This window comes from Saprospiraceae bacterium, assembly GCA_016714025.1.
In the GTDB taxonomy this organism is placed as follows: Bacteria; Bacteroidota; Bacteroidia; order Chitinophagales; family Saprospiraceae; genus Vicinibacter.
The window spans coordinates 1,778,395-1,804,570 of the sequence record JADJOB010000002.1; the positions used below are offsets into that span (position 1 = coordinate 1,778,395).

20 protein-coding genes are annotated in these 26,176 nt (G+C 36.7%); 10 read left to right on the forward strand and 10 right to left on the reverse strand.

Annotated elements, in window-relative coordinates; translation table 11 throughout:
* Window positions 1-25 precede the first annotated feature (25 nt).
* Window positions 26-3,229 carry a CHAT domain-containing protein gene (locus IPJ80_10125; GenBank protein ID MBK7913841.1) on the reverse strand — a complete coding sequence of 1,068 codons (3,204 nt, stop codon included), beginning with the start codon at window positions 3,227-3,229 and terminating at the stop codon, window positions 26-28.
* Window positions 3,230-3,585: 356 nt separating this feature from the next.
* Here IPJ80_10125 and IPJ80_10130 point away from each other — a divergent pair, with 356 nt between their 5' ends.
* Genes IPJ80_10130 through IPJ80_10140 form a run of 3 tightly spaced genes read left to right on the forward strand, consistent with a single transcriptional unit; the run spans window position 3,586 to window position 6,551 of the window.
* The gene (locus IPJ80_10130; GenBank protein MBK7913842.1) at window positions 3,586-4,164 is read left to right on the forward strand and encodes a sigma-70 family RNA polymerase sigma factor; all 579 of its coding nucleotides are present in this window, start codon (window positions 3,586-3,588) and stop codon (window positions 4,162-4,164) included.
* Window positions 4,165-4,168: 4 nt separating this feature from the next.
* Entirely contained in the window at window positions 4,169-4,978 is an 810-nt protein-coding gene (locus IPJ80_10135) for a hypothetical protein (protein MBK7913843.1), read from the forward strand.
* 19 nt (window positions 4,979-4,997) lie between these two features.
* On the forward strand, window positions 4,998-6,551 hold the full coding sequence (locus tag IPJ80_10140; GenBank protein MBK7913844.1) for a hypothetical protein: 1,554 nt from the start codon (window positions 4,998-5,000) through the stop codon (window positions 6,549-6,551).
* An 8-nt stretch (window positions 6,552-6,559) separates the two neighbouring features.
* On the opposite strand, the gene IPJ80_10145 is transcribed toward IPJ80_10140, so the two are convergent.
* The 4 genes from IPJ80_10145 to IPJ80_10160 all read right to left on the reverse strand — a co-directional run bounded on the left by IPJ80_10145 (window position 6,560) and on the right by IPJ80_10160 (window position 9,910).
* Window positions 6,560-7,357, reverse strand: coding sequence for a T9SS type A sorting domain-containing protein (locus tag IPJ80_10145; protein ID MBK7913845.1), 798 nt, complete (start codon window positions 7,355-7,357; stop codon window positions 6,560-6,562).
* Between the two features lie 59 nt (window positions 7,358-7,416).
* Window positions 7,417-8,304, reverse strand: a complete 888-nt coding sequence (locus tag IPJ80_10150; protein ID MBK7913846.1) for a hypothetical protein — start codon at window positions 8,302-8,304, stop codon at window positions 7,417-7,419.
* A 233-nt stretch (window positions 8,305-8,537) separates the two neighbouring features.
* A complete protein-coding gene (locus IPJ80_10155) occupies window positions 8,538-9,191 on the reverse strand; it encodes a c-type cytochrome (GenBank protein ID MBK7913847.1) in 654 nt (217 codons plus the stop codon).
* Between the two features lie 107 nt (window positions 9,192-9,298).
* Window positions 9,299-9,910 carry a hypothetical protein gene (locus IPJ80_10160; GenBank protein ID MBK7913848.1) on the reverse strand — a complete coding sequence of 204 codons (612 nt, stop codon included), beginning with the start codon at window positions 9,908-9,910 and terminating at the stop codon, window positions 9,299-9,301.
* Between the two features lie 223 nt (window positions 9,911-10,133).
* Here IPJ80_10160 and IPJ80_10165 point away from each other — a divergent pair, with 223 nt between their 5' ends.
* Together IPJ80_10165 and IPJ80_10170 are read left to right on the forward strand one after the other, a co-directional pair.
* On the forward strand, window positions 10,134-10,739 hold the full coding sequence (locus tag IPJ80_10165) for a sigma-70 family RNA polymerase sigma factor (protein ID MBK7913849.1): 606 nt from the start codon (window positions 10,134-10,136) through the stop codon (window positions 10,737-10,739).
* Window positions 10,736-12,079: a hypothetical protein gene (locus tag IPJ80_10170; protein MBK7913850.1), complete on the forward strand. Its 1,344-nt coding sequence runs from the start codon at window positions 10,736-10,738 to the stop codon at window positions 12,077-12,079. Before IPJ80_10165 ends, IPJ80_10170 begins: the two co-directional genes overlap by 4 nt.
* A 162-nt stretch (window positions 12,080-12,241) precedes the next feature.
* Here IPJ80_10170 and IPJ80_10175 read toward each other — a convergent pair whose 3' ends face one another.
* The gene (locus IPJ80_10175; protein MBK7913851.1) at window positions 12,242-13,000 is read right to left on the reverse strand and encodes an enoyl-CoA hydratase/isomerase family protein; all 759 of its coding nucleotides are present in this window, start codon (window positions 12,998-13,000) and stop codon (window positions 12,242-12,244) included.
* Window positions 13,001-13,012: 12 nt separating this feature from the next.
* On the reverse strand, window positions 13,013-13,606 hold the full coding sequence (locus tag IPJ80_10180; GenBank protein ID MBK7913852.1) for a transferase hexapeptide repeat family protein: 594 nt from the start codon (window positions 13,604-13,606) through the stop codon (window positions 13,013-13,015).
* A gap of 53 nt (window positions 13,607-13,659) precedes the next feature.
* Here IPJ80_10180 and IPJ80_10185 point away from each other — a divergent pair, with 53 nt between their 5' ends.
* The gene (locus IPJ80_10185; protein MBK7913853.1) at window positions 13,660-14,331 is read left to right on the forward strand and encodes a DUF2461 domain-containing protein; all 672 of its coding nucleotides are present in this window, start codon (window positions 13,660-13,662) and stop codon (window positions 14,329-14,331) included.
* A 7-nt stretch (window positions 14,332-14,338) separates the two neighbouring features.
* On the opposite strand, the gene IPJ80_10190 is transcribed toward IPJ80_10185, so the two are convergent.
* Genes IPJ80_10190 through IPJ80_10200 form a run of 3 tightly spaced genes read right to left on the reverse strand, consistent with a single transcriptional unit; the run spans window position 14,339 to window position 16,987 of the window.
* Window positions 14,339-15,322: a YihY/virulence factor BrkB family protein gene (locus tag IPJ80_10190; GenBank protein ID MBK7913854.1), complete on the reverse strand. Its 984-nt coding sequence runs from the start codon at window positions 15,320-15,322 to the stop codon at window positions 14,339-14,341.
* Window positions 15,309-15,725 carry an acyl-CoA thioesterase gene (locus tag IPJ80_10195; GenBank protein ID MBK7913855.1) on the reverse strand — a complete coding sequence of 139 codons (417 nt, stop codon included), beginning with the start codon at window positions 15,723-15,725 and terminating at the stop codon, window positions 15,309-15,311. The genes IPJ80_10190 and IPJ80_10195 overlap by 14 nt, the downstream gene beginning before the upstream one ends.
* Before the next feature lie 11 nt (window positions 15,726-15,736).
* The gene (locus tag IPJ80_10200; protein ID MBK7913856.1) at window positions 15,737-16,987 is read right to left on the reverse strand and encodes an arginine deiminase; all 1,251 of its coding nucleotides are present in this window, start codon (window positions 16,985-16,987) and stop codon (window positions 15,737-15,739) included.
* A 383-nt stretch (window positions 16,988-17,370) separates the two neighbouring features.
* Here IPJ80_10200 and IPJ80_10205 point away from each other — a divergent pair, with 383 nt between their 5' ends.
* From IPJ80_10205 to IPJ80_10220, 4 genes are all read left to right on the forward strand, one after another.
* Complete coding sequence (locus IPJ80_10205; GenBank protein ID MBK7913857.1) at window positions 17,371-18,318, forward strand: NAD-dependent epimerase/dehydratase family protein; 948 nt, start codon at window positions 17,371-17,373, stop codon at window positions 18,316-18,318.
* A 20-nt stretch (window positions 18,319-18,338) separates the two neighbouring features.
* The gene (gene kbl / locus IPJ80_10210; GenBank protein MBK7913858.1) at window positions 18,339-19,526 is read left to right on the forward strand and encodes a glycine C-acetyltransferase; all 1,188 of its coding nucleotides are present in this window, start codon (window positions 18,339-18,341) and stop codon (window positions 19,524-19,526) included.
* Window positions 19,527-19,800: 274 nt separating this feature from the next.
* Window positions 19,801-22,023, forward strand: coding sequence for a hypothetical protein (locus tag IPJ80_10215; GenBank protein ID MBK7913859.1), 2,223 nt, complete (start codon window positions 19,801-19,803; stop codon window positions 22,021-22,023).
* 321 nt (window positions 22,024-22,344) lie between these two features.
* Window positions 22,345-25,593 carry a PD40 domain-containing protein gene (locus IPJ80_10220; protein ID MBK7913860.1) on the forward strand — a complete coding sequence of 1,083 codons (3,249 nt, stop codon included), beginning with the start codon at window positions 22,345-22,347 and terminating at the stop codon, window positions 25,591-25,593.
* Window positions 25,594-26,176 lie beyond the last annotated feature (583 nt).

The following is a 26,176-nucleotide window of genomic DNA, read 5'->3' on the forward strand; positions in this document are numbered from 1 at the left end:
GGTAATCAGTTTAGGAAGGATTATTTTAATAATTTACTAAAATAAATCCTGCCCAAAAATAGGGATTGCCATATTTCTCTTTTAAGCCCATTTGTGCCTTTGTAAATGCGGTCGGGATATCATATTTTTTAGTAATCCAATAGTGATAAAACTGTTGCATGAGCTCCTGAGTTTGAAAATCCGGAACTTCCCATAGAGACATGATGATTTTATTCACACCGGCAATTTGAAAGGCTCTTTGTAAACCAAGTACGCCTTCATTGCCGTTTATATCACCAAGTCCTGTTTCACAGGCTGACAATACTACCAGTTTCGTATTGCTTAAGTCCATCTGGCTCACTTCCAATGCAGTCAAGACCCCATCATTCGTGTTTAAAAATTCTTTTGGTCCTGATTTCCATGTATTATATCCGTTTGCAAGCAGTAAGCCTGAGCGCAACATGGGCATTTTTTTAATGACTTGAAATGAATCGGTAGTATTACTTAATTTATTAAGTTGTTCTAAAGAAATAAAATAACCATGGGTTGCAAGGTGTATGATATCTGGTGATTTTTTTCCGAGCCCCAATTTATTAAATTGTGCTTCAGTTGCTTTGGAACCTAAATAGGCACTCACCTTTACGCCGGATTTTTTTAATAAATTGCTAATTAATGAAACTTCAGTTTGGGTGTGTTTTAAATCCGGCCATTCTGATGCATTCATGTTCTGAGTTGTAAATGCAGGCATTGAACGACTGGCGATTGCTCCTTGAAATGTCGATTGGTTATTTGTGGTAGTGTCTTTTTCCATGTAATTGATTCCACCAAACAATTGTGCATTTTTAAGAGTACTTGTTTTTGTATGAATATGCATGAGATCCCTGCTGGAAGCTAATTGAATGACTTGGTAATTTTGTCCAAAAACTTTGGTATCAGTTGTTGGAATTGCTTGAATGTTAATTTTGTGCAGCCCGCCAGTTGGAGCATAGTAAATGGTCTGTACATTTTTTAAAGCCGGCAACAGCGGTTGAATTAAGAATTGAAATAAATAGTTTCCATTCGCTTCTTGTATAGGTTCAAAACCTCTTGCAGCTACACTGTAAATAGCATTCACATAATCCGCTTTGAGGGTCTCGTTCTTAGGAAAAAATTGGGTAAATTTAAATTCACTTCCAAGTTTTACCATTCCGGGGGCTACAGCGTTGGCATTAAATACAAATGCTATAAATTGAAGACTGTCAATTTTTAAATCAGTTGAAGTATTAATTAAGGATATTTCAACTACAGCTTCACCAGTTTTTAGTTTGGATTTAATATCACTGAACTGTACATTTCTCGTGAAGCGCTCGTAACCAGATAGATTTTTGCATAGGCGTTGTTCTAATGCTTCAATCGTTTTATTTATACTTGTAATATAGTCTTTATTGGGCGCTTGATTTAGAAATTCTTTATTTGAAAGCTTGCAATAATATTTAATGCTATCATATAATTCTTGATGAATTTTATATTTCCCAACCAACCGTTGAATTTCTTGTTGGTAATTCAGGCTGAATCCCTTATAAAATAATTCGTTATCATAAGCTTCTACGAGTAGCGCAGTTTCCGGGTTAGGGCAATTCAGCAAGAAGGCATTGAATAAATTGATTCCTCTTTTGAATGTTTTAATGAAACCATCTACTTCTGTAGGCGCTAAATACTTGAATGAGTCATATATAATCTGTTTGCGTAATTTGCTGGCTTCAACAAAGATCTGAGTTGCTTTATCATACTGTTTCATATTGGTATAGAGCTCCGCTAAATTGTCGAGAATCCATAAATACGTTTTATTATAGTTTCCAAAATGTGTTTCGTAGTAGTTTTTTACCTGCAAAAGCGTTTTTTCTGCTTTTTCATATTGTCCGGTTCTAGTATATAATAGCCCTAAATTGATGGAAATAAAGGGGAATTTCATTTCATGTGCATTAATCTTACTAAGGCTGATTGCTTTAATATAAAGGGATTCTGCTTTAGCATACTGTTCTTTCATCAGATAGAGACTTCCCAATCTGCTTAAGTTTTCGGCGATTGAATAATGACTCAAGCCATGAAGTTGTTGGCGTAGTACATTGCTTTTAATTAACAGGACTTCTGCTTCGTCCCATCTCTTTTCATTGTAATAAATGGTTGAAAGGATTTCCAGACATTGTATGTATTCAGGTCCGTGGGTCATTGTATTGGATTCAAAATTTGCTTTGGCTTCCATTGCCAGTGTTTCTGCAATTTCCCGTTTTCCAAATGAATTGTACAAAGAAGCAAGACTGCAAACGATATTATGATATGCTATGGAATGTACTAAATTATTTTCCTTTGCAATTTTAATGGCATTCGTTAGGATGTTTTCGCATTGATTTAAATCTCCAAGCTCGCGATGCAGTTTGGCCTGAATTTTTGAAAGTTGCAAATAGGCAATGCTATTCATTCCAAAGACCTGATTGCAATTTGACTCAGCAGCAAGAAGCTGAGATTTAGCTGAGTCGTAATTTTGAAGCGCTTGATAAGAAATTGCTAAACCAATATGTAGGTAATATTTTCCTGCTGGGTTTGATTCAAAGTAGTTTTCGAATCTCTTTTGTGTGGCGAGAAGTGTATTTAGAGCCTGCTCTTTTTGGTTTTGTTCCCGAAATAATTCAGCCAATTTTATTTGACAAGTAATATATTCAGCTTGCTCTGATTGTGATTTGGGTATAATTCGGTTCAACGTAAGTTCGAAAGGTTGAACGCAAGAACTATCCTTCGTTTTATTATAATTAAGGATGGTTTGTAATTTTATTGCAATCAGACTGTTGATAACTGAAAGAGGTGAATTTGATGTTTTTATTTCAGACATCAATTCGTCTAAGCTTACATAGGCTTCGCTAAAATCATTTAAATGTATTTGCAATTGTATTAACCTTAAATGTAAATAGTATTGGGATTGAATGTCCATGTTGCAAAATGCCTCTTGAGCTATAAAATGGTTTAAAATTACCTTGGCTTGTTCCCATTTACCCTGATCTTCCAGGAAGTACCATGCTTTGACAGGTTCTGGCAAGAGTTCTGATTCGCATAAGTCAATGCTGTAAGCAACATTTGAATAGTTGAAGGATGCGATGGAGTCAATTCCAACTTCTCTAGTTGTGCTTAGTTTATTTAGGGACTCAATTAATTTATCTTGAGCGATTGCACAAGCTGAAAGGATCAGGATGCAAAGTGATAAAATAATTTTCTTCATGGTTGTAAAATTTGTATTTCAAAGGTATGCTGTATAAAAAGCCATCCTGAAAATGTGCTTTTGGAATTCACCTGGATAAGCGATAGTTTGAAGTCATTTAGTTTTTTGTGCATACTTTTAATAAGGAAGCAGTTAAATACATTAATGGTAAAGACTATTTGTATTGTATTCAAATTAAGTGTATTATGCTATAGTTTGTGGACTGTTTCTGTTTTGCTAGGGTATTGAAAATCTGATTTTTAAGTCAAAATTCTAAATGCTTCTTTTGCTTTTTAAAATACTACTAAAGAACCATTTTATGCAGTTTTATTGATTTTATGGAATCAATTCAATACAAAAATTCGTTAACAGTTTAAATGAAACAAAAACGTATGAAAGAAGAACAACTTATTCAAGAACTTCGCGACGGACAAGACAAAGCATTCAGTTTTTTATTTCGCGAACACTTTGCAAGTACCTTGCATTATGTTACCAACAACAGTGGGACACGGGAAGATGCTGAAGATGTTTTTCAGGAGGCATTGATCGTTTTGGTTAGAAAGTTACGGGAGCAAACATTTGAGCTTAATGTAAAAGTTGCCAGTTACCTGTACGCTGTTGTGACCAAGATGTGGTTGTATAAACTCAGAAGTCGTCGTGGAATTTATGAAGATTCTGATTTATTGGATAATCACATGGATCCAAATAATAATTTTGAGGTAAGTGATAACCAGGAAGCTCAGTATGCAATTGTAGAGCGTACAATGACCTTTCTTAAAGAAGAATGTCGGGAAATGTTGAAATTGTTTTATTTCGAACGGAAATCAATGAATGAAATAGCAAGTGTATTAGGCTATTCTCAAGATTTTGTAAAAGTTAAGAAGAGCCGGTGTATGAATGAACTGCGGAAAAAACTACTTCAACATGAAGAATTCCAGGATTTAGTTAAATTATAATTACATGATGAAATCAGAAATTAATCAATTGGATTTGTTTGATCAGTACCTAACCGGTAAAATGGATGCAATGCAGAAAGCTGCATTTGAAGAAAGACTTTTAGTGGATGAGGAATTTTCTCAGTCATATAGATTATTTAGGCAAATGGTTGCAGGTATTCAGTATACTGAAGAAAACAAGATGAGACAACAAATTCGCAGAATTATAAATAAAGAGAAAAACTATTTTTTTACACATAAAACCCTAAAAAAAATGAAAAAGTATTTTAATTTTCAACTTGCGGCCGCTGCTGCGGTGCTTCTGTTATTGTCAACCGGAATATACTTCTACCTTAATAAAGGAGATTTAAGTCAAGAAGCTTTTGCTGAGATTCAAAAGATGGAAATTCGTGATGTGAATGCCTATATGGATCAATTACAAGCTCCGGGATTCGCCAAGATGGATGAAAATCGTTTGGATAGCTTACAGGCTGCAATTGAATTGTTTGAACTGGGTAAAATCAAAGAGGCAAAAGTATTATTCAGTTCGTATTTAAAGCTTTATCCGGATGATGCCCTGGCAATATTTAAAATGGGTGAAATTGAAATGAGCGACGAGAATTATGATAAGGCCATAGATAATTATAAAATGATCGTTCACCTCAATGATTTTGAGCTAAAGGATTATGCCCAATTACATTTAGGACAGTGCCTGGTGTTGTTTGATGGGAAACAGTCGAAGCAATTGGCTATTAAATATTTTAAAATGGTGTTGAATCATCCCAATACCAGATTGCATCCAATAGCCAAAGCATATATTGAAATGAACCAGTAACTTATTTAATTCAGAGTATATGAACTTCAGAACCTTTGTTATTCTAATAAACATTCTTTTCACGATTCCAGGTTTACATGGAAATGAATTGAAAATTGAAACAGCCAAACGTGTGCTGGATAAGTTGTATCAGGCAAATGGGAATCTGATTTTCATTAAGCCGGGAATCCGGATATCAGATAAGGAGTTTGCAGTTGCCCAATATTTGGCCGGTGAAAATGTTATCATCCTGGAGCGAAAGTTGCTTCAATTGTGTTATGAGTTTGGTTCGGATTCCATGAATGCACTGGCATTTGTTTTGGGACATGAGTTAATGCACTGCAGCTCTATTCAAAGCAAAACCAAGAATTACCAAACCAATTTTCTAGCCCGGTCTCATGAACATTCAACTCCTGATGAAGACGAGCGTATGGCAGATGTGCAAGGCCTTTTTTCCTGTTGGCTTGCAGATTTCAATGCATCTGCCATACTTCCGGATTTGCTGAAAAAAATTTATTCAAGTTATGGTTTAGAGCAAAAGTTGAAGGGATATCCTTCATTGAGTGATCGAATGAAAACTTCTTATGAACTTGTCGATCAGGTTAAATTAATGATTCAGCTATTTGAAAATGCATCGTATTTAGTTGCCGCTGAGGAATTTCAGTTAGCACGCAATTCATATTTATACCTGGAAACTTACTACCCGAGTTATGAAATTTACAATAATATCGGAATTTCTTATTTGTTAGAAGCATTGGATATGCAGGATGATGAAGGTGGTTTTATTTATCCGATTGTAATTGATCCAACAAGCCGTTTAAGTAAACTGGGGAATGTAAGAGGGACGGAAGATGCAGCTGTTGCAACGAAGCGCCTGGATCATCTTAAAAAAGCACAAATGTATTTTAACAAGGCTTTACGTCTCAACTACAATTATTTTACAGCAGAGCTCAATCTTATGTGTGTTCAAAATTTAATAGGCAATAATAAAGAAGTAATTACCAAATTTAAAGAGACAGAATTGGCAAAGCGCAAACTGATGGGATTAATTTCTGGTTTTGAGTTTAATCAGGGTAGGGCGGTTTTAGCTTTGGCTTATTTAAAATCAAATCAAACTACAGAAGGTATAGCCCTTTTAGATAAAATTATCCGGTTTTCTGCAGACAGTATGTTGGTCAGACAATCCAGATGTAATAAAGACATGCTATTTAAAAGGTTCTGTTTTATTGAAGTCGCCAAGTTAGATCCTCAGTTAATCAATTCTAAAAGATTGGTGGATGGGGTAAAGCTTCACAGACAAACTTACATTGGCAATCAAATCAAGTTGATTGATCAAATTGAAGTATCTATTAAATCCCTACCGGAGTCCACAATCTATGTATACTCTAAAAACAAACAGGTTCAATTTGTACTGCAACGTGTTGAGAAAGGAAGTTTCTATAATAAGTCAGTCAAATTAAATGTTGGAAACGCTGTAGTCAGAGCAAAGTCTAATTCTATTTGCAACTATAAAGAAAACAGGCTGATTCTGCTTGTAAATAATGAATCCAGCCGAATTAAAGAGGTCGTATACTACAATTCCTTTGGAGGCTAAGTTAGTATTTAACGAAGATACAAACGACTTGTAACCTGCTGCGTTCCGGAATGGACATGTAATAAATATACGCCTTCAACCAGTGTTTGCAAGGAGATAGTGGATTCTAAAGTTCCGGATTGTATTTGTTGTCCATTCAATGCAGTTAATTCATACTTATAGTTCGATGGATTTTCAAGTCCTAAAATAAGCAAGGTGTTGGCCAATTGAACTGCTTTAAATTGTTCAAATGGATTCACTGCATCTTGTGTCGAAGTTGGAATTTGGAAAACAACTGTTTTTAAACTTTTAACCGTATTGTCCTTGCTTTTATCTCCATCGCCATTTGCAAGCATGCCGGTAAAATAAAAAGTAAGTTTATTATCAGTAACACTTGCAGGTGCTTTCCATTTAAAAGTCCAGTTTACCTGACCGCTATTAAAGTTTTTTGCAAGGGCTTGGCGTGCATAGGTTCTACCGGTAGTGTTATCTTTAGAAACATTGACTTCTGTATTACCGGTAAGGGTACCTGTAAATTTATTATTAATATCCAGAGAGGTTAATTGAAAGCCTGAACGTATAGCATCGGCACTGTTGGTAAGGGTGAGATTGTATACCTGATCTGCTAATACAGTATCTGGAATGCCACTGATGGAGACTGTGCCTGTAAAGCTACCACCAGAATGACATCCGGAAGGCATACAGGTGGTTTCACCCGGAGCTCCCGTATTTCCCAGGGGTGGGTTTCTTGGTTCAGGTAATGAGTTTACAAATAATTCAAAAATTGCAATACAAGCTACAAGGCTTATGAATGTCGTACGTTTCATTTGATGCATTAAATGAGTAATTCTATAGCAATACGCAGAATTTATAGATCTGGTTGCTTTTAAATTTTATTCTTTTTTAATTGAAAAACCCGGGATAAGTTAAATCCGAATTGGATATCCCCATCCAACCAGGAACCATTTTCTTCATTGATATAAGCGCGTTCATTCATTCCCGTTGCATTTGAAAAATGCAGTTGAAATACGTGGCCACCCGTTTCTATATCCACACCAATTGACAATGGATTGTTAGAATAATCTATAGGAAAACTATTAAATGGTAAGGAATAGTCAATAACAACGGCCATGCGTTTTGTAATTTTACAACGGGCACCTGCACCAAGTGCATACAGATTATTTGGAATTAATTGGTTGTCAACAATGTTGTCATGAACAAGGGTCGGACTAATCTGAACTGAAATACGATCATTTATTTTTCTTCCAATTACGACTTGATGATAATAAGAAAGTCTTCTTGCAAACGTAACTTCTAATTCTGGATCAACCAATGGATTTTTTAAACCGTTGCGTATAATTCCGGAAGTCCAAATGACACTCAATGGAAATGATTTCGCACCTGTAGATTGCCAGAATATCCGATAACGTAAAAAACCATCCAACTCTTTTTTAAACGTACTGCGTCCAATTCCAACCGTCAGGTTCTTAGTGATCCCATAATCAAATCCCATGCGCATACTTGCCTGATCCAATCCAAAAAATTCCTCATATCCTTGATTCACCGGGCCAAAACGGTGTAAAATTCTAAAATCCAACACGCCGGCTCCAAGCATTTCCATACTATGACTGTTGATGACTCTTGGAGATTTAAATGCATTGGTAACTTTAATATTTTCTGGATCCGTATTTCCCAATGCATCCAATAAATCTTGAGAGCATAAGTTGAAATTATTACATAACAATATAAAAAAGGCAAGTACTAATTTTTGCATAAAGAAACGGTTGACGTTTTAAATTTTTTAATTTTCAGGTCTAAGCACTATTTAAAGAATCGATATTAAAAACATATTTTAAATAACTCCTAATTTATAATTTGTTCAGCAACTAATTTGGATGTAAGCTGCGCCCATGTTTTGTAATTGCCATTCGTCCCGCGAGTACGCGGGATGTACGCTCCGCTCCCATAATTCGTAATTCGTAATTCGTAATTCGTAATTTGTAATTATTAATTATTCTTCGCTCCATCCTGGACCCACTTTTTAATTTGTTGTATTTTACAATCCGGTAGTTTGTTTCCATTTTTTGGCATATTGACCGTGTTGCCATCGCGGATTATTGAACTAATTAATGATCCATCTTCCACCGTTAATTTAACTCCATTAAAATTATTGTAATCAACGCCACCCTGAGGTCTTGGTCCGGCATGACAGCCATTACAATAAAGATCTAAAATCGGTTTAACTACGCTGCTATAACTTACAAAACTCGTATCACATGCTTCAACCATACAAACCGCATTCAATGCTCCTTGTTCTATCCAGAGTGAAATCGTCGTAATTTGTTCTTTACTCAATCTGTCATAGGGTTTTGGAGGCATTGGACTGAATGGACTGGTGATCACTTTGTACAATTCACTTTTGCGATATGAACCTGGTTCAACCATTCGTAATATATCGTTGTATTGCGTCAGGTCATACCCTTTTTCATAGGTTGCTGGATTATGACATCCTTCTCGTGCGCAGGTCGATACAATCAAGGGCAAAACTTCTTGCTCGAAACAAACTTCTCTACCATCTGAGATATATTCATTTGTGCATGATGACAAAAAAACAATTACAGATAAGAATGGAATAAATTTATTCATAAACTGAAAATGCATAATTTAAGCTTGCAAATATAAGGAGGGGATAGAAACATCGATAAATTGCTTCTTAAACCAACAAAAATACCTCCCGAAGGAGGTATTTTTGAGGTTGAACGGTGGGTTTATTTCAGTTCTTTGACAAAAATCCCGTTTTCATCAAACAGTAGCAATTTACGAGTGCCATTTAATGTGAGTGCAATAACAAACTTACCATCCGGAGTCATTCCTGCCCGCTCAATCGTGGAACCAGTATAATTGGTATCAATGTATCCAGTGATTTCAACCAATAAGCTGGTGATGTCAACAGGAGTCAAATGCTTGTTGGGTCCGTGCTTGCGGTGGATTTTTGGATTGAGTTCTTTTACAAATGCCCCGTTTGCATCAAACAATAGGATTTTAAAGCTTTTATCAGCGAATTGGATGATAACGATAAAATTACCATCCCGTCCTGTTCCGGCTCGCTTAATGTCTGCTCCCGGATAGTTGGCAGCAATGTAATCAGTTATTGCCGGCAATAAATCAGCAATCGGAATTTTTCTGCAGGAACTGTCCCGGTCCGGTCGGTTCCGTTGCCCTAATTCTAAAGCAGTGGTGCTTTCGCCGGAGTTCAAATCAGTAATTACAATGCCGTTCAAAGCTTGATCTAAACTGCCTAAATCAGCTGAATCCGTTTCTTTTTGGCATGAAGCCATCCCTATGGCACAGAGTGCCAATAATCCCATAATTTTTTTCATGGTGAATAAATGATTAAGTTAAATAATAAAAATTAGTATAGGTATAGTGTTTCAATATGCTCAATATGTATTCTCAATTACATTACGAAGAGTTGGATAGAAAAGTATGTTTGAGGTTTAATCCATCCGTAATTTTTATTTAATTTCAATTTTACCGCCATCCAGGCAACCTATTTCTTTGTAATTTCGTAGGATTAATTAATAGGATTCAATACGGACCGATTTGGCCAACGAAGAGTTACATATCAATCCACCTGATTTGGATGAATGGATTCAGTTAAGTATTGCGCAACATCCCCTGGGTCAAAGACGCCTTTATGAGCACTTTTTCCCATATGTTAAGAGTATTTGCCTGCGTTACACATCCCGATTGGAAGATTGTGAAGAAGTCATGGACGATTCATTTATTAAGATGTTCAAAAATCTTGATAAGTATGATTTTTCCAGGCCATTTAAGTTTTGGTTGCGGACGGTGGTGGTAAATACAGCGATTGATTTTTACAGACAATCCACTCGTAAAATTCAATCCCAATCCATAGATGATTTTTATGAATTGAGTATTGATGATCACACCATCAGCAATTTGTCCGTAAATGAAATTATGGGCGTAATTCAAAAATTAAGTCCATCCTATCGTTCTGTTTTTATGTTGTTTGTTGTTGATGGCTATAGCCATAAAGAAATTGGAGAGTTGCTGAATATTACTGAAGGTACCTCCAAATCAAATCTGGCTAAAGCGCGAATGAAATTACAGGACATGTTACAAAATGAATATTCAAAAAATTCAGGAATTCCTGAATTAAAATTAAGCTTACCGTCAGAAATATGAAACCAGAAGAATTTGACCATCGCCTGAATCAAAAACTAGATGAACTTCATCCGGTATTTGAAGAAAAAGACTGGAATCGCTTTTATGCAAAATACCAGTCCCAGTCAACTCGAGTGGAAGCTAAGTCCTCAAATCGAAAATACCTCTTGCTTTTATTGTTGCTCTTGTTTTCAATAGGAGTGGCCTATCAAATGAATGCATTCCAAATGCTCAAAGGGTTTTTGAAGATTCAAGAGCCGGTCGTTTCTCCGATTCTGACAGAGATAAAGCCTTCCGCATCGGATCAACAAAATGTACAAGGGATTGAAAATGCATCCGCTGAAGAGAAATTAACAAATACCAATGAACAAACTTCTTCCGTATCTACTAACATGCAGGAAGCTTCCGCTCAACAAAATCAGACGATTGATAAGAATTTAAATCGCAATCAATCCAATCAATTTAGCCAAAATCAAAATGTAGATTTAAATAATTTAAAAAATACCACAAAGTCGAATATTAAATCTTCAGAAGCTGCTTCAGGAATCTCATCGAATGAAAGCTTTACAAACAATGCAGAAGCATTGTTGCCAACAAACTCTGCAAGTGATGCTGTCAATATGGGTAATGGCATCTTAGAAATATCAGCTTGTTCAAAAAACGGAATTCAACAAGTATCGGAAGTTGCGTTATTAGATAATTTGGAATTAAACCCTTTAAAAAATGAGTTTAAACCTAAACTGAATGCTAAATTTATTAAAGCTGTGCACAGCTTTAAATATTCAATTGGAGCTTTAACACTCCTTACAGAAAAACATTTCAATCAAGGCATTGCTTTTGAGCTGAAGACTAAAAAATACATTTCATTTAATACAGGCTTAATTCGCCAGTCGTATTTTGAACAATCCTACAGCGATACGTATTCTTTTTCCGAAACCACTGCGGATGAATTTTCTGAATTAATTAAACCTCGTCACAGTCGTTCCGAGAATATAAGGAATATAAGAATCAATGCAACTGAATGGTTGTTGCCGCTTCAATTGAAATATTATCTTCCGTTTAGTTCAAAGTATGCAGCTTATTTTTCAGGTGGAATCCAATTAACACTTTCAAGTCGGGTGCGCATGGATTTTGATTACCTTTCATACGTAACACAACAAGAAATGTCTGAAAACGATTTTGATCAGGCCTCCAATAGGGCTACACTGATTAATCAATTTAATTTAGGAACAGGCATTCAAAGGAGTTTTAATAAATTGAATTGTCAGCTGGGAGTAAACCTTCAGAAAAACAACAGCAATCAATCATTTATTAACAAATACGAACCGGGCATTCAATTAGCTGTATTTTATAAGATTTAACCCAAGCTGGATAGCGGCCGCATATAAACTTGCTTATTTTCTTAAGCAAAGTGTATGCACAAGTAATTTAAACATTTAATTGCATTGCACAGCGCGTCTACATAAATTTATTGACACTTAAATTTAGGATGTAGATAGGTCCTTAGTTATTTTTTATGCAAGCTAACTTTTATTTTTAAATGCAGCAATGGCTTTTTTACTAAAGTCAGATAAAACCAATTGGCCACTAATCGCCGCTCGGTCTAAGAGTTTTTGATCCCATGATGGACAGTCTTCCCAAAAAACTTTCTTAAGTTGTCTTAACGCTTCAGGATTGTAATTCAACAGGGTTTTAATAAATTGTTCAATATAACGGTCTAATTGTTCAACGGATTCAAATACTTCGGTGTACAGTCCTTTGTCTTTAGCCCATTGAGCTGTTTGCCATTCAGCCGGACTCAATGCCATTTTTTGAAAAGCTGCCAATCCCATTTTTCGCTCTACTACCGGTCCAATAACAAAAGGTCCAATTCCCACCGCTAATTCGCTGAGTCGAATGCTTGCATACTGACTGGCCATCGCATAATCCAATGCAGCTGCCAGTCCAACACCGCCGCCAATTGCTTTACCATGGATGCGACCCAAAACTGGAACCGGACACTTACGAATTGCCAAAATAACATTTGCAAAACCTGAGAAAAATTGTTGTCCGGTCTTAAAGTCTTCGATAGCTGCCAACTCATCAAAACTTGCCCCTGCACAAAAACTTTTATCTCCTTCACTGCGTATGAGAATCAGATCAACAGCAGGATTGATTCCACATTCCTGAATGCGCTGGGCCAATTGTGATAAAATTGTACCTGGCAATGAATTTTGTGCTGGATGAAAAAAAAATATCGTTGCCAATCGATTTTCTATCGTGCTGCTTACAAAAGCTTCCATGTTCATTCAAGTTTATTGTTTTGTTTTATTCCAGGAGCTAAATTCTCCTTCCGGTGTTTTATAATGTTCCGGTTTTTCCGTTAATGGTTCGCATGGTTTGATATCCTGATGTGCATTGCGTGCTAATTCCTGATATAGTTGAGTGCCTTTAGTTTTCCAGGTCAACATATCATCGGATACTTGTTTTATAATTTTAGCAGGATTACCAACTACCAGACTTCGCGCTGGAATTTTCGATCCTTCTTTTATAAAACTCAAGGCACCTACGATACATCCTTCACCTAATTCAACATCATCCATAATAACTGCATGCATTCCAATTAAACAATTTTCACCGATGGTGGCACCGTGTATAATGGCACCATGGCCAATATGTGCATTTTTTTTAAGAATGGTTTGTACACCCGGAAACATATGAATCGTACAACTTTCCTGTACATTGCATCCATCTTCAATAATAATTTCTCCAAAATCTCCCCGGATGGCCGCAAAAGGACCGATGTACACGTCTTTTCCAATGCAAACACAACCGGTAACTGCTGCTTGTGGATGCACAAAGGCTCTTGGATGAATCACAGGAATAAAATCTTTATAAGAATAGATCATAACAGATTATTTGCAAATGTAGGTCGGGCAATGTAATTTTATCAAAAAAAAGCATGGGCAGCTATTTTACAAAAAAATGCACTGATTTTTTAAGAGATTTAAGTTTAAATAATAACAGGGAATGGTTTAACGAACATAAAGAAATATTTAAGGTTTATGTTGAAAAGCCTTTCCACCAATTTGTAGATGATTTGATTGAACAATTACGTGAATTGGATCCTAAAATTCAAATAAGCGCTAAAGAGGCCGTTTTTAGAATTTACAAAGACATTCGTTTCAGTAAAGATAAAACTCCTTACAAAGAATACATGGCGGCGCTCATTTCAAAAAACGGGCGAAAAGATCACAGTACTCCTGGATTGTATTTCGAGCTTCGAAAAGATGGAATTCAAATTTATACGGGAGTCTATGAGCCAAATAAAGAACAATTGGCCAATATCCGGTACTTCATTGCGGAACATCTGACAGAGTTTAATAAATTATTGCAACAAAAGGCATTTGTTAAACGCTATGGTACCATTCAGGGTGAAAAAAACAAACTAATCCCTTCAGATTTAAAGGAAGCAGCCGCAAAACAACAATTAATTTACAACAAACACTTTTATTGTGCGTGTAAATTGGAAAAATCAATCATTACTTCTGATAAATTAATCAAAGAATTGATAAACTGTTATAAAGATGCGAGGCCTTTAAATCAGTTTTTTCAAAGTGCCCTGGAAGCGTAAGATCAAGCTATAAGTCTTCAGAATTGTAAATGCGCTGGTTTAAATTTTTTTGAACCATAAGATCCCTGTTTACGACAATAGCAGCATTCAATTCAAATCCTAATATTAAAATCAAGGTATTTAATCGCATCCAAATCAGAGTAATAATTAAAGCACTGATTGCACCATAAATTTTGTGATACGAACTGAAGCGATCTACAAAAATTCCAAAGAGAATAGACGTAATAATAGAAGCTACCGTTGCAAACAAAGCACCGGGAGAAATCCCCTTGATTGGTTTTTTTATAGCAGGGCCGTATCGGTACACGATGGCAATTACTGAATAAAACAAAATCAGCGTAACAGCATATTTTAAACTGGTTATACTGATTTTGGTGAAGGCATTCATTTTAAAATAATTTAAAAATTGCCGTAAGATCTTTTCACCAAAGATGATGACCAATACAGAGAATATCATTAAAATTCCAAAGCCAAACGTAATGGCAATTGCGGTCAGTTGCCGCTCCAACCAATTGCGCTTTCTGAAACTTGATTTATACGTTTTATCAAATCCACGCATCAAAGAAAGGATACCTTCAGATCCAAACCAAATCGCTAAAATAAAACCAATGGACAACAAGCCACTTTTTGCTTGTGGCCGGATGCTGTTGATCATATCTGTAATAACATATTCTTTGGCTCCGGAAGGCAAAATGGATAAAATGGAATGCTCCAGGTTCTTATAAAAATCAAGATTCCCTGGTAAATAGGCTGTCAGCGTAAAGAAAAAAATCAAAGATGGAAACAAGGCTAAAAAAAAATGATAGGTCATTGCACTTGCACGCATATTCAAATCATTCCTGCGGGCTTCATGAACTAAAAATGCAAAAACCTGGAAAATTGGTACGCCCCGAAATCCTGGAAACGAATGAGTTTTGGTCCAATCAATAATTTGACCTGTTACAGGAAGCTGGCCAATCCGTTGAAATATGCTCAATTTATTTTTTTTCAAAATATGGATACAGTTTATCTAAAATAAATTGAGGGGTGGATATTCGTACCTTACTTTCTGAATTTAAAAAACATAAAATGACCTGAGCGGAATTGATGTGTTCTTTTTCTTCGTTGAAAATACTGGTGTCAAAATGTATGCTGTTCTCCGGTAATTTCTGAATAGCGGTTTTAATGGTCAGCAAATTATCATAATAAGCCGGACGCAAATAACGGATAGAAACTGAAACAACCGGCATAAAAATACCGTGACGACTCTCCAGATCTGCGTACGAAATTCCAAGACTTCGCAGGGCCTCTACGCGCCCAATTTCATAATACTGCATGTAATTGCCATAATACACATAGCCCATCTGATCGGTCTCTGCATATCGAACCCTGAATTGAAACTGATGTGTAAACATGACTATTTAAATTACAATTCCCTTAAAACTGGACAAGACATGCAATGGGGTCCGCCACGTGCTCTGGAAAGTTCACTCGAAGGTAAAGTGATGATGGTGTTTTCAATGCCTGCTGGGTCTAAGTCCATACTTAAAAAGTCAGTAGCATGAATGACTTGATAACCCGCATTTTTAAATGCGATTTCCGTTTTAGGATTTCGGTCATACGTAAGCGCAACACCGGGACGCAATGTCAATAAATTACAGCCATCTGTCCATTGCTCGCGTTCCTGATAAGGAGATTCTCCATTGCCACTCCAGATAAATTGGATATCTGGATCCAATTCAGCATGTAAAAAATCAAGGACTGAAGGATATTCAACCAAACTGCCATCATTTCGGTGTATGGTTACATAAGAACCCAAGCCATCTTTTACAATTGGTTTATAACCTACAAAATGCGTTTGATTGATTTGGGTAAAAATGGTATCTATGTGCATAAAGGAACGTTCTTTTGGCACATCAATTTCTACAACATTTTTAACAATATTTTTTTCAAACAATACACGTTTTAATGATTGCAATGCATGGTCTGTAGTACGTTCGCTGCTTCCAATTAATAAGTAATCTTTATGGATCATCATTAAATCCCCGCCTTCGATTGAAATGGGTTCTCCTTTTTTTGAAGGTGGAAATTCATCAACGACATTTAAGTTGATCAGTTTATTTTCTTTTGCCAGATAACTGAAGAAAGGATGAGCATGAAATATAAATCGCGTCAATAAATTTTCCCGATAACGTACATATTTGGAAGCCTTTGTGATCACTACGTGATCGTTAACCGTCGTTGCAATGTCTCTGGTGAAAATAAAATTAGGAACCGGGTCAAAAACGATTTGCTCTTCTTTTTTATAATATCCTGAAATCAAAACTTCCGATAAAGTTTCATGATCCAAATCCAACAATAACTTATAGGTGTTTGAAGGCAATTCCTCAAAATCCTTTATGAGATTTAAAACTTCTTCTTTGATTTTTGAATCTGCATCCAGGGATTCTTTAATCAGCGTTTGGGTTTCCAACACGTGCTCGCTCCCAATAAAACGGCGCAGTACATTCTGATATACCCGATGCTCGTTTTGCATGGTGGGTAAATGGACAATATCATCAAAAAGCAATTCACCGGCTCGACGAGGACTGATTCGGTCTATGCCCTCATCCGGATTATGGACGATTAATTTCTTTAAAGGCTTAATTTCGGAATCTACATAAACTGCCGGGCGCATAAAATAAATTGAACTGCAAAGGTAACGAATTCAGTCCGAAGCACTTTCCACTGAGAAATTTCAGCAAATTATCAATACATTATATTTTTGTTTAATATTAAAACATATGATAACCAATAATATATCATTTATACTTTCAAAGTACCGGAATCAGAATGAAAGAAATACTCAAAAAATTTGAAATAGATAGTTCATCCCCTGAATCCGCACGATGTCCGATCCGCTCCCACAATTCGTCCCGCGGTTACGCGGGATGTCCGCTACGCTCCCATAATTTTTAATTTTTAATTCTTAATTCTTAATTGATCCTAGTTCCTTCCCATTCACCCCATCAACTTCTCCCAATTCGTATATTCATTATCTTTCGACCTGATTTAAAAATTATGTCATCAGAACGCATATTAATTCTCGGTGCCAATGGCCAAATTGGAACCGTTTTGACTCATTCACTTCGATCCAAATTTGGCAATGATTCGGTCATCAGTTCAGACCTCCAGGCATCTAAGCTGCAAACTGGCCCCCATGAAATTTTAAACGTATTGGATAAACCTGGATTGGAAGCAATAGTTTCTAAATACCAGATTACACAGATCTATCACTTAGCAGCCATTCTTTCAGCAAGAGGAGAGCAAGATCCACAGAATACCTGGAAGATCAATATGGATGGATTGATGAATGTTTTAACGGTTTCGGTAGATAAAAAAATATCAAAACTATTTTACCCAAGTACGATTGCAATTTATGGGCATTCTACGCCCAAGCACATGACCCCTCAGGAAGCCAGTTTTATACCTGCTACGGTTTATGGTATTAGTAAAATTGCAGGGGAGCATTGGTGTAATTATTTCTATACCCGATATGGTTTGGATGTTCGATCGCTCCGATATCCGGGGGTTATCAGTTGGCAATCAGATCCGGGAGGAGGTACCACCGATTATGCAGTTGAAATATTCCATTTCGCTTTGAAAGAAAAGAAATACACCTGTTTTTTAGAAGCGGACACCCGTTTGCCAATGATTCACATGGATGATTGCATTCGTGCTACCTTGGAATTGATGGATGCACCCAAAGAATTGATCCACATACGAACCTCTTACAATTTAGCCAGCATGAGTTTTACTCCGGCTGAATTGGCAGCAGAAATTAAAAAGCACATTCCGGAATTTGAAATATTCTATAAACCGGATTTTAGGCAAGCCATTGCTGCATCCTGGTCAGAAAGTATTGATGATTCAGTAGCCCGTCGCGATTGGAATTGGAAGCCTTCCTATGATCTGGCTTCATTAACAGCGGATATGCTGGAGCATTTGAGAATTAAATTAAACACCTAAATTGTTTTAAATTAAACAATATGTTTGGAGATATCAGAAAACAATTGGCCGATGAATTGCAGACAATAGAATCAGCCGGCCTTTATAAACGAGAACGCACCATCACATCCCCGCAGGGTGCCGTTATTCAGACCAAAGAGGGTGGGGAAGTCCTCAATTTTTGTGCTAACAATTATTTAGGATTGTCCTCTCATCCGGATGTGATCCAGGCGGCAAAAGATGCTATTGATCATTATGGTTATGGAATGTCGTCCGTTCGATTTATTTGCGGCACTCAGGATCAACATAAAGAATTAGAGAAAAAGACTGCTGCATTTTTAGGAATGGAAGATTGCATTTTATATGCTGCAGCATTTGATGCCAATGGAGGCATTTTTGAACCCATCCTCGTTGAACAGGATGCCATCATTTCAGACGAATTAAACCATGCTTCGATCATCGACGGCATTCGTTTATGCAAAGCACAACGCTATCGTTACAAAAACAACGATATGAATGACCTGGAAATGCAATTGCAAGCCGCTTCAGGAGCCAGAAGAAAATTAATTGTAACGGATGGTGTTTTTTCTATGGATGGCACCATTGCACAATTGGATAAAATTTGTTATCTGGCAGATCGATATCAAGCCATGGTGATGATCGATGAATGTCATGCCAGCGGATTTATGGGAAAAACAGGACGCGGGACTCATGAATACCGAAATGTAATGGATCGGATTGATATCATTACTGGTACCTATGGCAAAGCACTGGGCGGTGCTTCCGGAGGATTTACTGCGGCGCGAAAAGAAATCGTTGACATGTTGAGACAACGGTCCAGACCCTATTTATTTTCCAATACCTTGGCCCCTTCTATCGTAGGAGCTTCCATTAAAGTATTGGATTTACTTTCCTCAACAACCTCTTTGCGCGATAGACTTGAAACCAATACAAAGTATTTTAGAAATGCAATGACTCAGGCAGGTTTCAACATCCTTCCTGGTGAACATCCCATTGTTCCGGTCATGTTGTACGATGCACCCCTTGCACAAAAAATGGCAGCTGAATTATTGAAAGAAGGTATTTATGTGGTTGGATTTTTCTATCCGGTGGTACCACAAGGCAAAGCGCGAATCCGCGTTCAAATTTCTGCCGGACACGCACCAGAACATTTAGAAAAATGTGTAGCAGCCTTTACAAAAATTGGTAAGCAATTGCAGGTAATTTAATTTAAATGTAAGAATGAATATTCAATCCCATCCTTCCACAACACAGGGTTTCAAACCAGTGTTGGGTAACGATGGAACTTTTTCACTTTGGAAATTCTTAAAAGTTTGAATAGGAGGTATTAAAACTCACATGGATCGGGTCGGGCTGCGAATTTATTGAAACGTGTGATACAAATTTCTTTCGTCCAGATCTCATAAAAAAAGCTTTCAAATTATTTTGTAACTTAGAGCAGCATTTTTGGCCTGTTCTTGTTTTATTTTTAATTGAAAGAAAATGAAAGTATCAAGTTTCTTGTTAATTGCATCTATTGTTTGCTTTTGGAATTACGCTTCCAAAGCACAGAATAGTGATATTTCTTATTTAACTGTTTTAAGCCCAAATCGACTCATTAAGGTTTATCATAAAGACAGTTCATACTTTAGAGCTGCAAGTAGTTGGGGGGCATTAATTCAAGGCCCAAATTTAGTTGCTTCGGCAACAATACCCCAAACAGATGCATTCTTATGCAACAGTGATAATTCAGATTTTAATGGAAAAATTGTACTCATCAATCGGGGAACATGTGAATTTAGCACGAAAGCCTTGCATGCCCAAAATTTAGGTGCGATTGCCGTCATCATAGTTAATTTTGAAAATGCTCTCCTAACAATGGGAGCAGGAGCTGTTGGAAATCAAGTACATATTCCTGTACTTTTTGTTACAAATGAAGTTGGAGCTCCTTTAATTGAAGCAGTCAAGAATCAAGAATCGGTTGTATTGTCTATTGGGAATTCACCGGAAGGTTTTAGTTTTTTAAATGGCCGGTTGATTCATGATGAAAATACAAATTGTAAATCGGATATTATAGAATCAAGTTTGTCTTATTGGAGTATCAACATTGAGGATAAAACAGGATATCAATATCGAATTAAATCAAATGAAAAAGGTTATTATTATAGTTTTTTAAATCCAGAGAACAGTCCATATAAACTCAATTTAATTTCGCCCAATAATTCCTGGTTTGATTGTGAAGGAGAAAAGATAATTTCAACAGGGAAAGGAGATACCAGTACAGTTGATTTTTTAGCAAAGGGAATTAAGGATTGTGTGGAACTTCATACGGAAATAAGCAGTTCGCGATTGATTCGATGTTTTCCAACAAGTTTTACAGTCCAAGTTTGTAATTTGGGAACCTTGCCAGCAGAAAATGCATTTGTGGATGTTAAATTGGCAAAATTCTTCGACCCAATCGAAAATACCAATATAAATTTCAGTTTATTGAATCCGGATTTATATCGGTTTAATTTGAACACGATAAAATCAAATCAATGTATTGAAATAAAATTCATTGCAAAAGTTTCTTGCGATTCTGCACAATTAGGTCAAACCTTGTGTTATAGTGCCCACGCATATCCAGATACCAGTTGCAAGGAATTAAGTGCTTTGTGGAGTGGAGCTAATCTTATAATTAAAGATACTTGTACCTATCGGGATGTTGTTTTTGATATTCATAACAACGGTACTGGCGATATGACTAAACGATCTACCTATCTCGTGTTTAAAGATGATCAACTGTATCGTTCGGCACAATTTCAATTAGCTAAAGGAAAAACAGAGACCATTATAGTACCTGCTGATGGTTCAACCTGGCATGTACAAGCCAATCAGGAGGCATATAATCCAAAAAATTCTATTGTGTATAAAACAAATGAAGCCTGTTCTGGTAATGGGACTTTTAACACAGGTTTTGCTCTAAATTTTCCAATTGGAGAAGAAGGATTTGCTTCAGATGAAGACTGCAGAGAAGTTCGTGGCGCATACGATCCCAATGAAAAGGAAGCAATTCCCAGAGGCAATGGACCTGACCATTTAATAAATTTAAATACAGAAATAGAGTATACGATCCATTTTCAAAATACAGGAAATGATACAGCTTATAACATTATCGTAGAGGATGAATTGCCAGCAGCATTAGATGTTAAGTCCATTCACAGTTTGAACTCAAGCCATCCATTTCAATTGGAAATTTTTCCTAAAGCGAAACTTGTGTTCAAATTTAACAAGATTGCTTTGGTTGATAGTTTTGCAAATGAGCCCAAATCTCATGGTTTTGTCTCATTTAAAATAAAACAAAATCCCAACAATGCGATTGGTACACAAATCGAAAACAAGGCAGATATATTTTTCGATTTTAATCCACCCATTAGTACCAATTATACATTTCATGAAGTTGGAATTACAAGAGAGTTGGTTTCTAATGAATTACTGGATTTGCCTGACGTTATCGAACTGTTTCCCAATCCGGGAAGTCCTGAATCCGAGTTTCAATTGCAATCCAATGAATATGATAAAGCCAAATGGAAGCTAATTGATTTAAATGGAACCACCTTAGCTTCAGGTAGGGTTTTAGTGGATAGAATTAGTTTTCCTGTTTCAATAAATCTTAATGGCGTTTATATTTTGGAACTGGAATTAGGAACACATAAAAAACTCATAAAAAAACTGATCATTAATTAGGCAAGTTGAATCAGGATTAATGGTTGGATCTTTAAATGACTGGAAGATTTATTTTGACATCTATATATTTTTTTGTCACACAGGTTCATGATCAGCAAGCACTAAATTTTATATCCTTTAGAGCTAAAGTTTTTCGTACTCCCCAATAATGATCGCTAAAACCTAGTCTAAAGTTTCAAGTTTTCATGGAGAAGGTGCAATTCTAGTCCAATCAATATTCTATTCCATTCCAAACCTAAAAGACTAAATTCTAAAAGTCTAAGCACCTAAAATTACATCTATACGAAAACATTCGTACATTCGCCCTCTTAATCACTAATTATGAATGTAAAAAGTAGTTTAACCTGCTCATTTTTAGCAATTTATTGTTTGCTTTCGGCTCAGGAAAGTCGTCTGTTGCGCTTTCCAACCATCTTTAACGATCAGGTTGCCTTTAGTTATGCAGGCGATTTGTACACCGTTTCTGCCAATGGCGGTACTGCCCGGAAATTGACCAATCACCCGGGTCAGGAAATTTTTGCACGCTATGCTCCGGATGGCAAGCACATCGCTTTCACCGGCCAATACGATGGCAATTCTGAAATTTATATCATGCCTGCCAATGGAGGTGAGCCCAAACGATTGACCTATACCGCAACCCTTAACCGCGACGATGTATCCGACCGGATGGGTCCAAATAATTTGTGTATGACCTGGAAAGACAATGAATCCATTGTTTACCGGGGTCGTTGGCGCGATTTTAATGACTGGAAAGGTCAATTGTATCTCTGCAATATCAAAGGCGGACTTTCAGAACAATTGCCACTGGATCACGGTGGATTTTGTTCGTACAATGCAGATAAATCAAAAATGGCTTACAACTATGTATTTCGTGAATTTCGTACCTGGAAACGTTACCGCGGTGGTCAGGCAGATGACATTCGCATTTTTGATTTTCAAACCAAACAAAGCACAAAAATATCCGACAACAATGCACAGGATATTATCCCGATGTGGGTGGGTTCTAAAATTTATTACCTCTCAGATCGCGATGCACGGATGAATTTATTTTGCTATGATATCAATACCAGGCAAACAAAAAAAATAACAGACTTTAAAGACTTTGATTGCAAATTTCCATCATCCAATGGAAACTGGATAGTTTTTGAAAATGGAGGTTACATTTATAAATTAAATGCAAGTACAGATAAATATGAAAAAATAAGCATCAGCTTGCAGGAAGATTTTGCATCCGGAAGAACCAAATACGTCAATGCAAAAGATTACATCGAAAATTGGGATATCGGTCCGGATGGAAATCGGGCTGTGTTCTGTGCTCGCGGGGATGTATTTACTATACCTGCGAAAAATGGTGCCGTGCGCAATATGACCAAATCTTCAGGCGCTCACGATCGCGATGCGGCCTGGTCCCCCAACGGAAAATACATTGCATACATCAGTGATGCATCCGGTGAGGATGAAATTTATCTGTTACAAGCCGATGGGACATTACCTGCTGTTCAACTTACAAAAAACGGTGACAATTATAAATATGGCATTCGGTGGTCCCCTGACAGCAAAATGATTTTGTACAGTGATCGCAAACAACGTTTGTACAGTGTAGATGTAATGAGTAAAGATGTTATTCAAATTCAAGCCAACGACTATTTTGAAATCCGTGATTACAATTGGTCCCCTGACAGCAAATTTGTTTGCTACACCAATCCGGAAGGAAAAAATAATTCAACCATTCATATTTTTTCTATGGCTGAGAAAAAGAATTATGCAGTCACAGAAAATTGGTTTCAATCGTATGGACCGGTATTTAGTCCGGATGGAAAATACTTATTTTTTGTATCAGAACGCAGCTTCAATCCAAGTTATAATAATGTGGAATGGAATTACGCCTATTTTGATTTGGCAAAAATCTATTGCATTCCTCTTCGCAAAGAATTAAAGAATCCATTCGAACCCAAATCGGATGAAGTCATGGTAAAAGATACAGCCAATAAAAAGGAAGATGCAAAATCAAGCAAATCAGATACAGCGAAAAAAGATGCAAATGCAAATAAAATAGATTTTGATGGCATCACAGAACGAGTCGTAGAAATTCCTGGAAGTCCTGGAAATTATTTTGGATTGGAAACGGGAAATGATAAACTCTATTATTTCCGTGCTTCACAGCGTGATAAAATGAAGTGGTTTGTTTATGATTTGAATTCTCAAAAAGAAACCGAATTGGGTACCGATGTCAATGGCTATTCATTTGCAGCGGATGGTAAAAAAGTTATGGTTGCAGCAAACAGGAATTTTTATATCATAGATATCCCATCTGCAAAACCCAATCTCGAAAATCCTTTAAATCTGGATGATATGAAATTATGGGTAGACCGCAGCGCAGAGTGGAACCAGATTTACAATGAATGCTGGAGGCAAATGCGGGATTTTGTATATGATCCAAACCTTCATGGAGTCGATTGGAAAAAATTAAAAACCAACTATGCTCAGTTGTTGCCTTATGTAAACAATCGTACCGATCTGACCTATGTAATCGGCGAATTGATTGGTGAATTAAATCTGGGTCACTCCTACGTGGGAGGTGGTGATTATCCAAAAGCAGATCGTATCCCCATGGGATTATTAGGGGCAGAAGTTATCAAAGATCCATCGGGTTATATTAAAGTTGTAAAAATATTGAAAGGCGAAAACTGGGATAAGAATAACCGTTCTCCATTAACCGAAATCGGTGTAAATGTTAAGGAAGGTGATTTTATTTTAGCAGTAGATGGAAATTCAACTAAGAATGTTTCAGATTTTTATCAGTTGTTAGTTGGTACAGCAGGAAAGCAAGTTCGGCTAAAAGTAAATTCAAAAGCAAGTGAAACGGGTTCACGGGATGTTACCGTGATTCCAATTGCAGACGAGCAAAAATTATATTATTACAGCTGGGTACAAAAAAATATTGCAAAAGTTACAGCTGCTACCAATGGCCGTGTGGGTTATTTGCACATACCCAATATGGGATCAGAAGGATTGAATGAATTTGTAAAATACTATTACGCACAATTAAATAAAGAAGCATTAATTGTAGATGATCGTGGCAATGGTGGAGGAAATGTATCTCCACATATTATCGAACGTTTACGCAGGGAACCGGTACAAGTAACCGTAAGCCGAAATGGCAAACCAAGTTTTGAACCTGCCGAACAAATCATCGGTCCAAAAATTGCTTTAATTGACGAGTATTCTGCAAGCGATGGAGACATTTTTGCGTATCGTTTCAGAAAACATAAATTAGGGACTATAATTGGAAAAAGAAGCTGGGGTGGTGTTGTTGGGATCCGTGGAAGTTTGCCCATCGTAGATGGCGGATTTCTAAATCGTCCGGAATTTTCAAGATACAATGTGGAAGGCACCCAATGGGAAATAGAAGGACATGGTGTTGATCCGGATATAGTTGTTGAAAATGATCCCTACAAAGCATTTATTGGCGAAGATCAACAACTGGATAAAGCCATCGAACTGATTAAAGAACAAATGAAAGGTAAATCGTATCTGGAGCCCGCACCTCCGGCATATCCGAAGAAATAGAAATTTCGTAAAAATAATCAACCTCTTGGAACGGATTAAAGCCCCTTCCAAGGGGTTTGGGGTTCATAAGAATGATATTGTTACCATTATGTAATTCATTATTCTGCTGAACCATCAGTTCTTTTTATTGCGAAGAAGAAATTACCTCTTGGAACGGATTAAAGCCCCTTCCAAGGGGTTTGGGGTTCATAAGAATGATATTGTTACCATTATGTAATTCATTATTCTGCTGAACCATCAGTTCTTTTTATTGCGAAGAAGCAATTACCTCTTGGAACGGATTAAAGCCCCTTCCAAGGGGTTTGGGGTTCAGATGAATAATATTGTTACCATTATGTAATTCATTATTCTGCTGAACCATCAGTTCTTTTTATTGCGAAGAAGCTATTACTTCTTGGAACGGATTAAAGCCCCTTCCAAGGGGTTTGGGGTTCAGATGAATGATTTGAGCATCATCATTTTTACAACATCCTTCTAAACTCCTATCTTGCCAGGTGGTGGCTTTGTAAGTAATGGAAATAGTTAAAGCTCCTTATCAAAAGGGTTTAGGATACATGATCCATGGATTAGATAACAAAAAGCA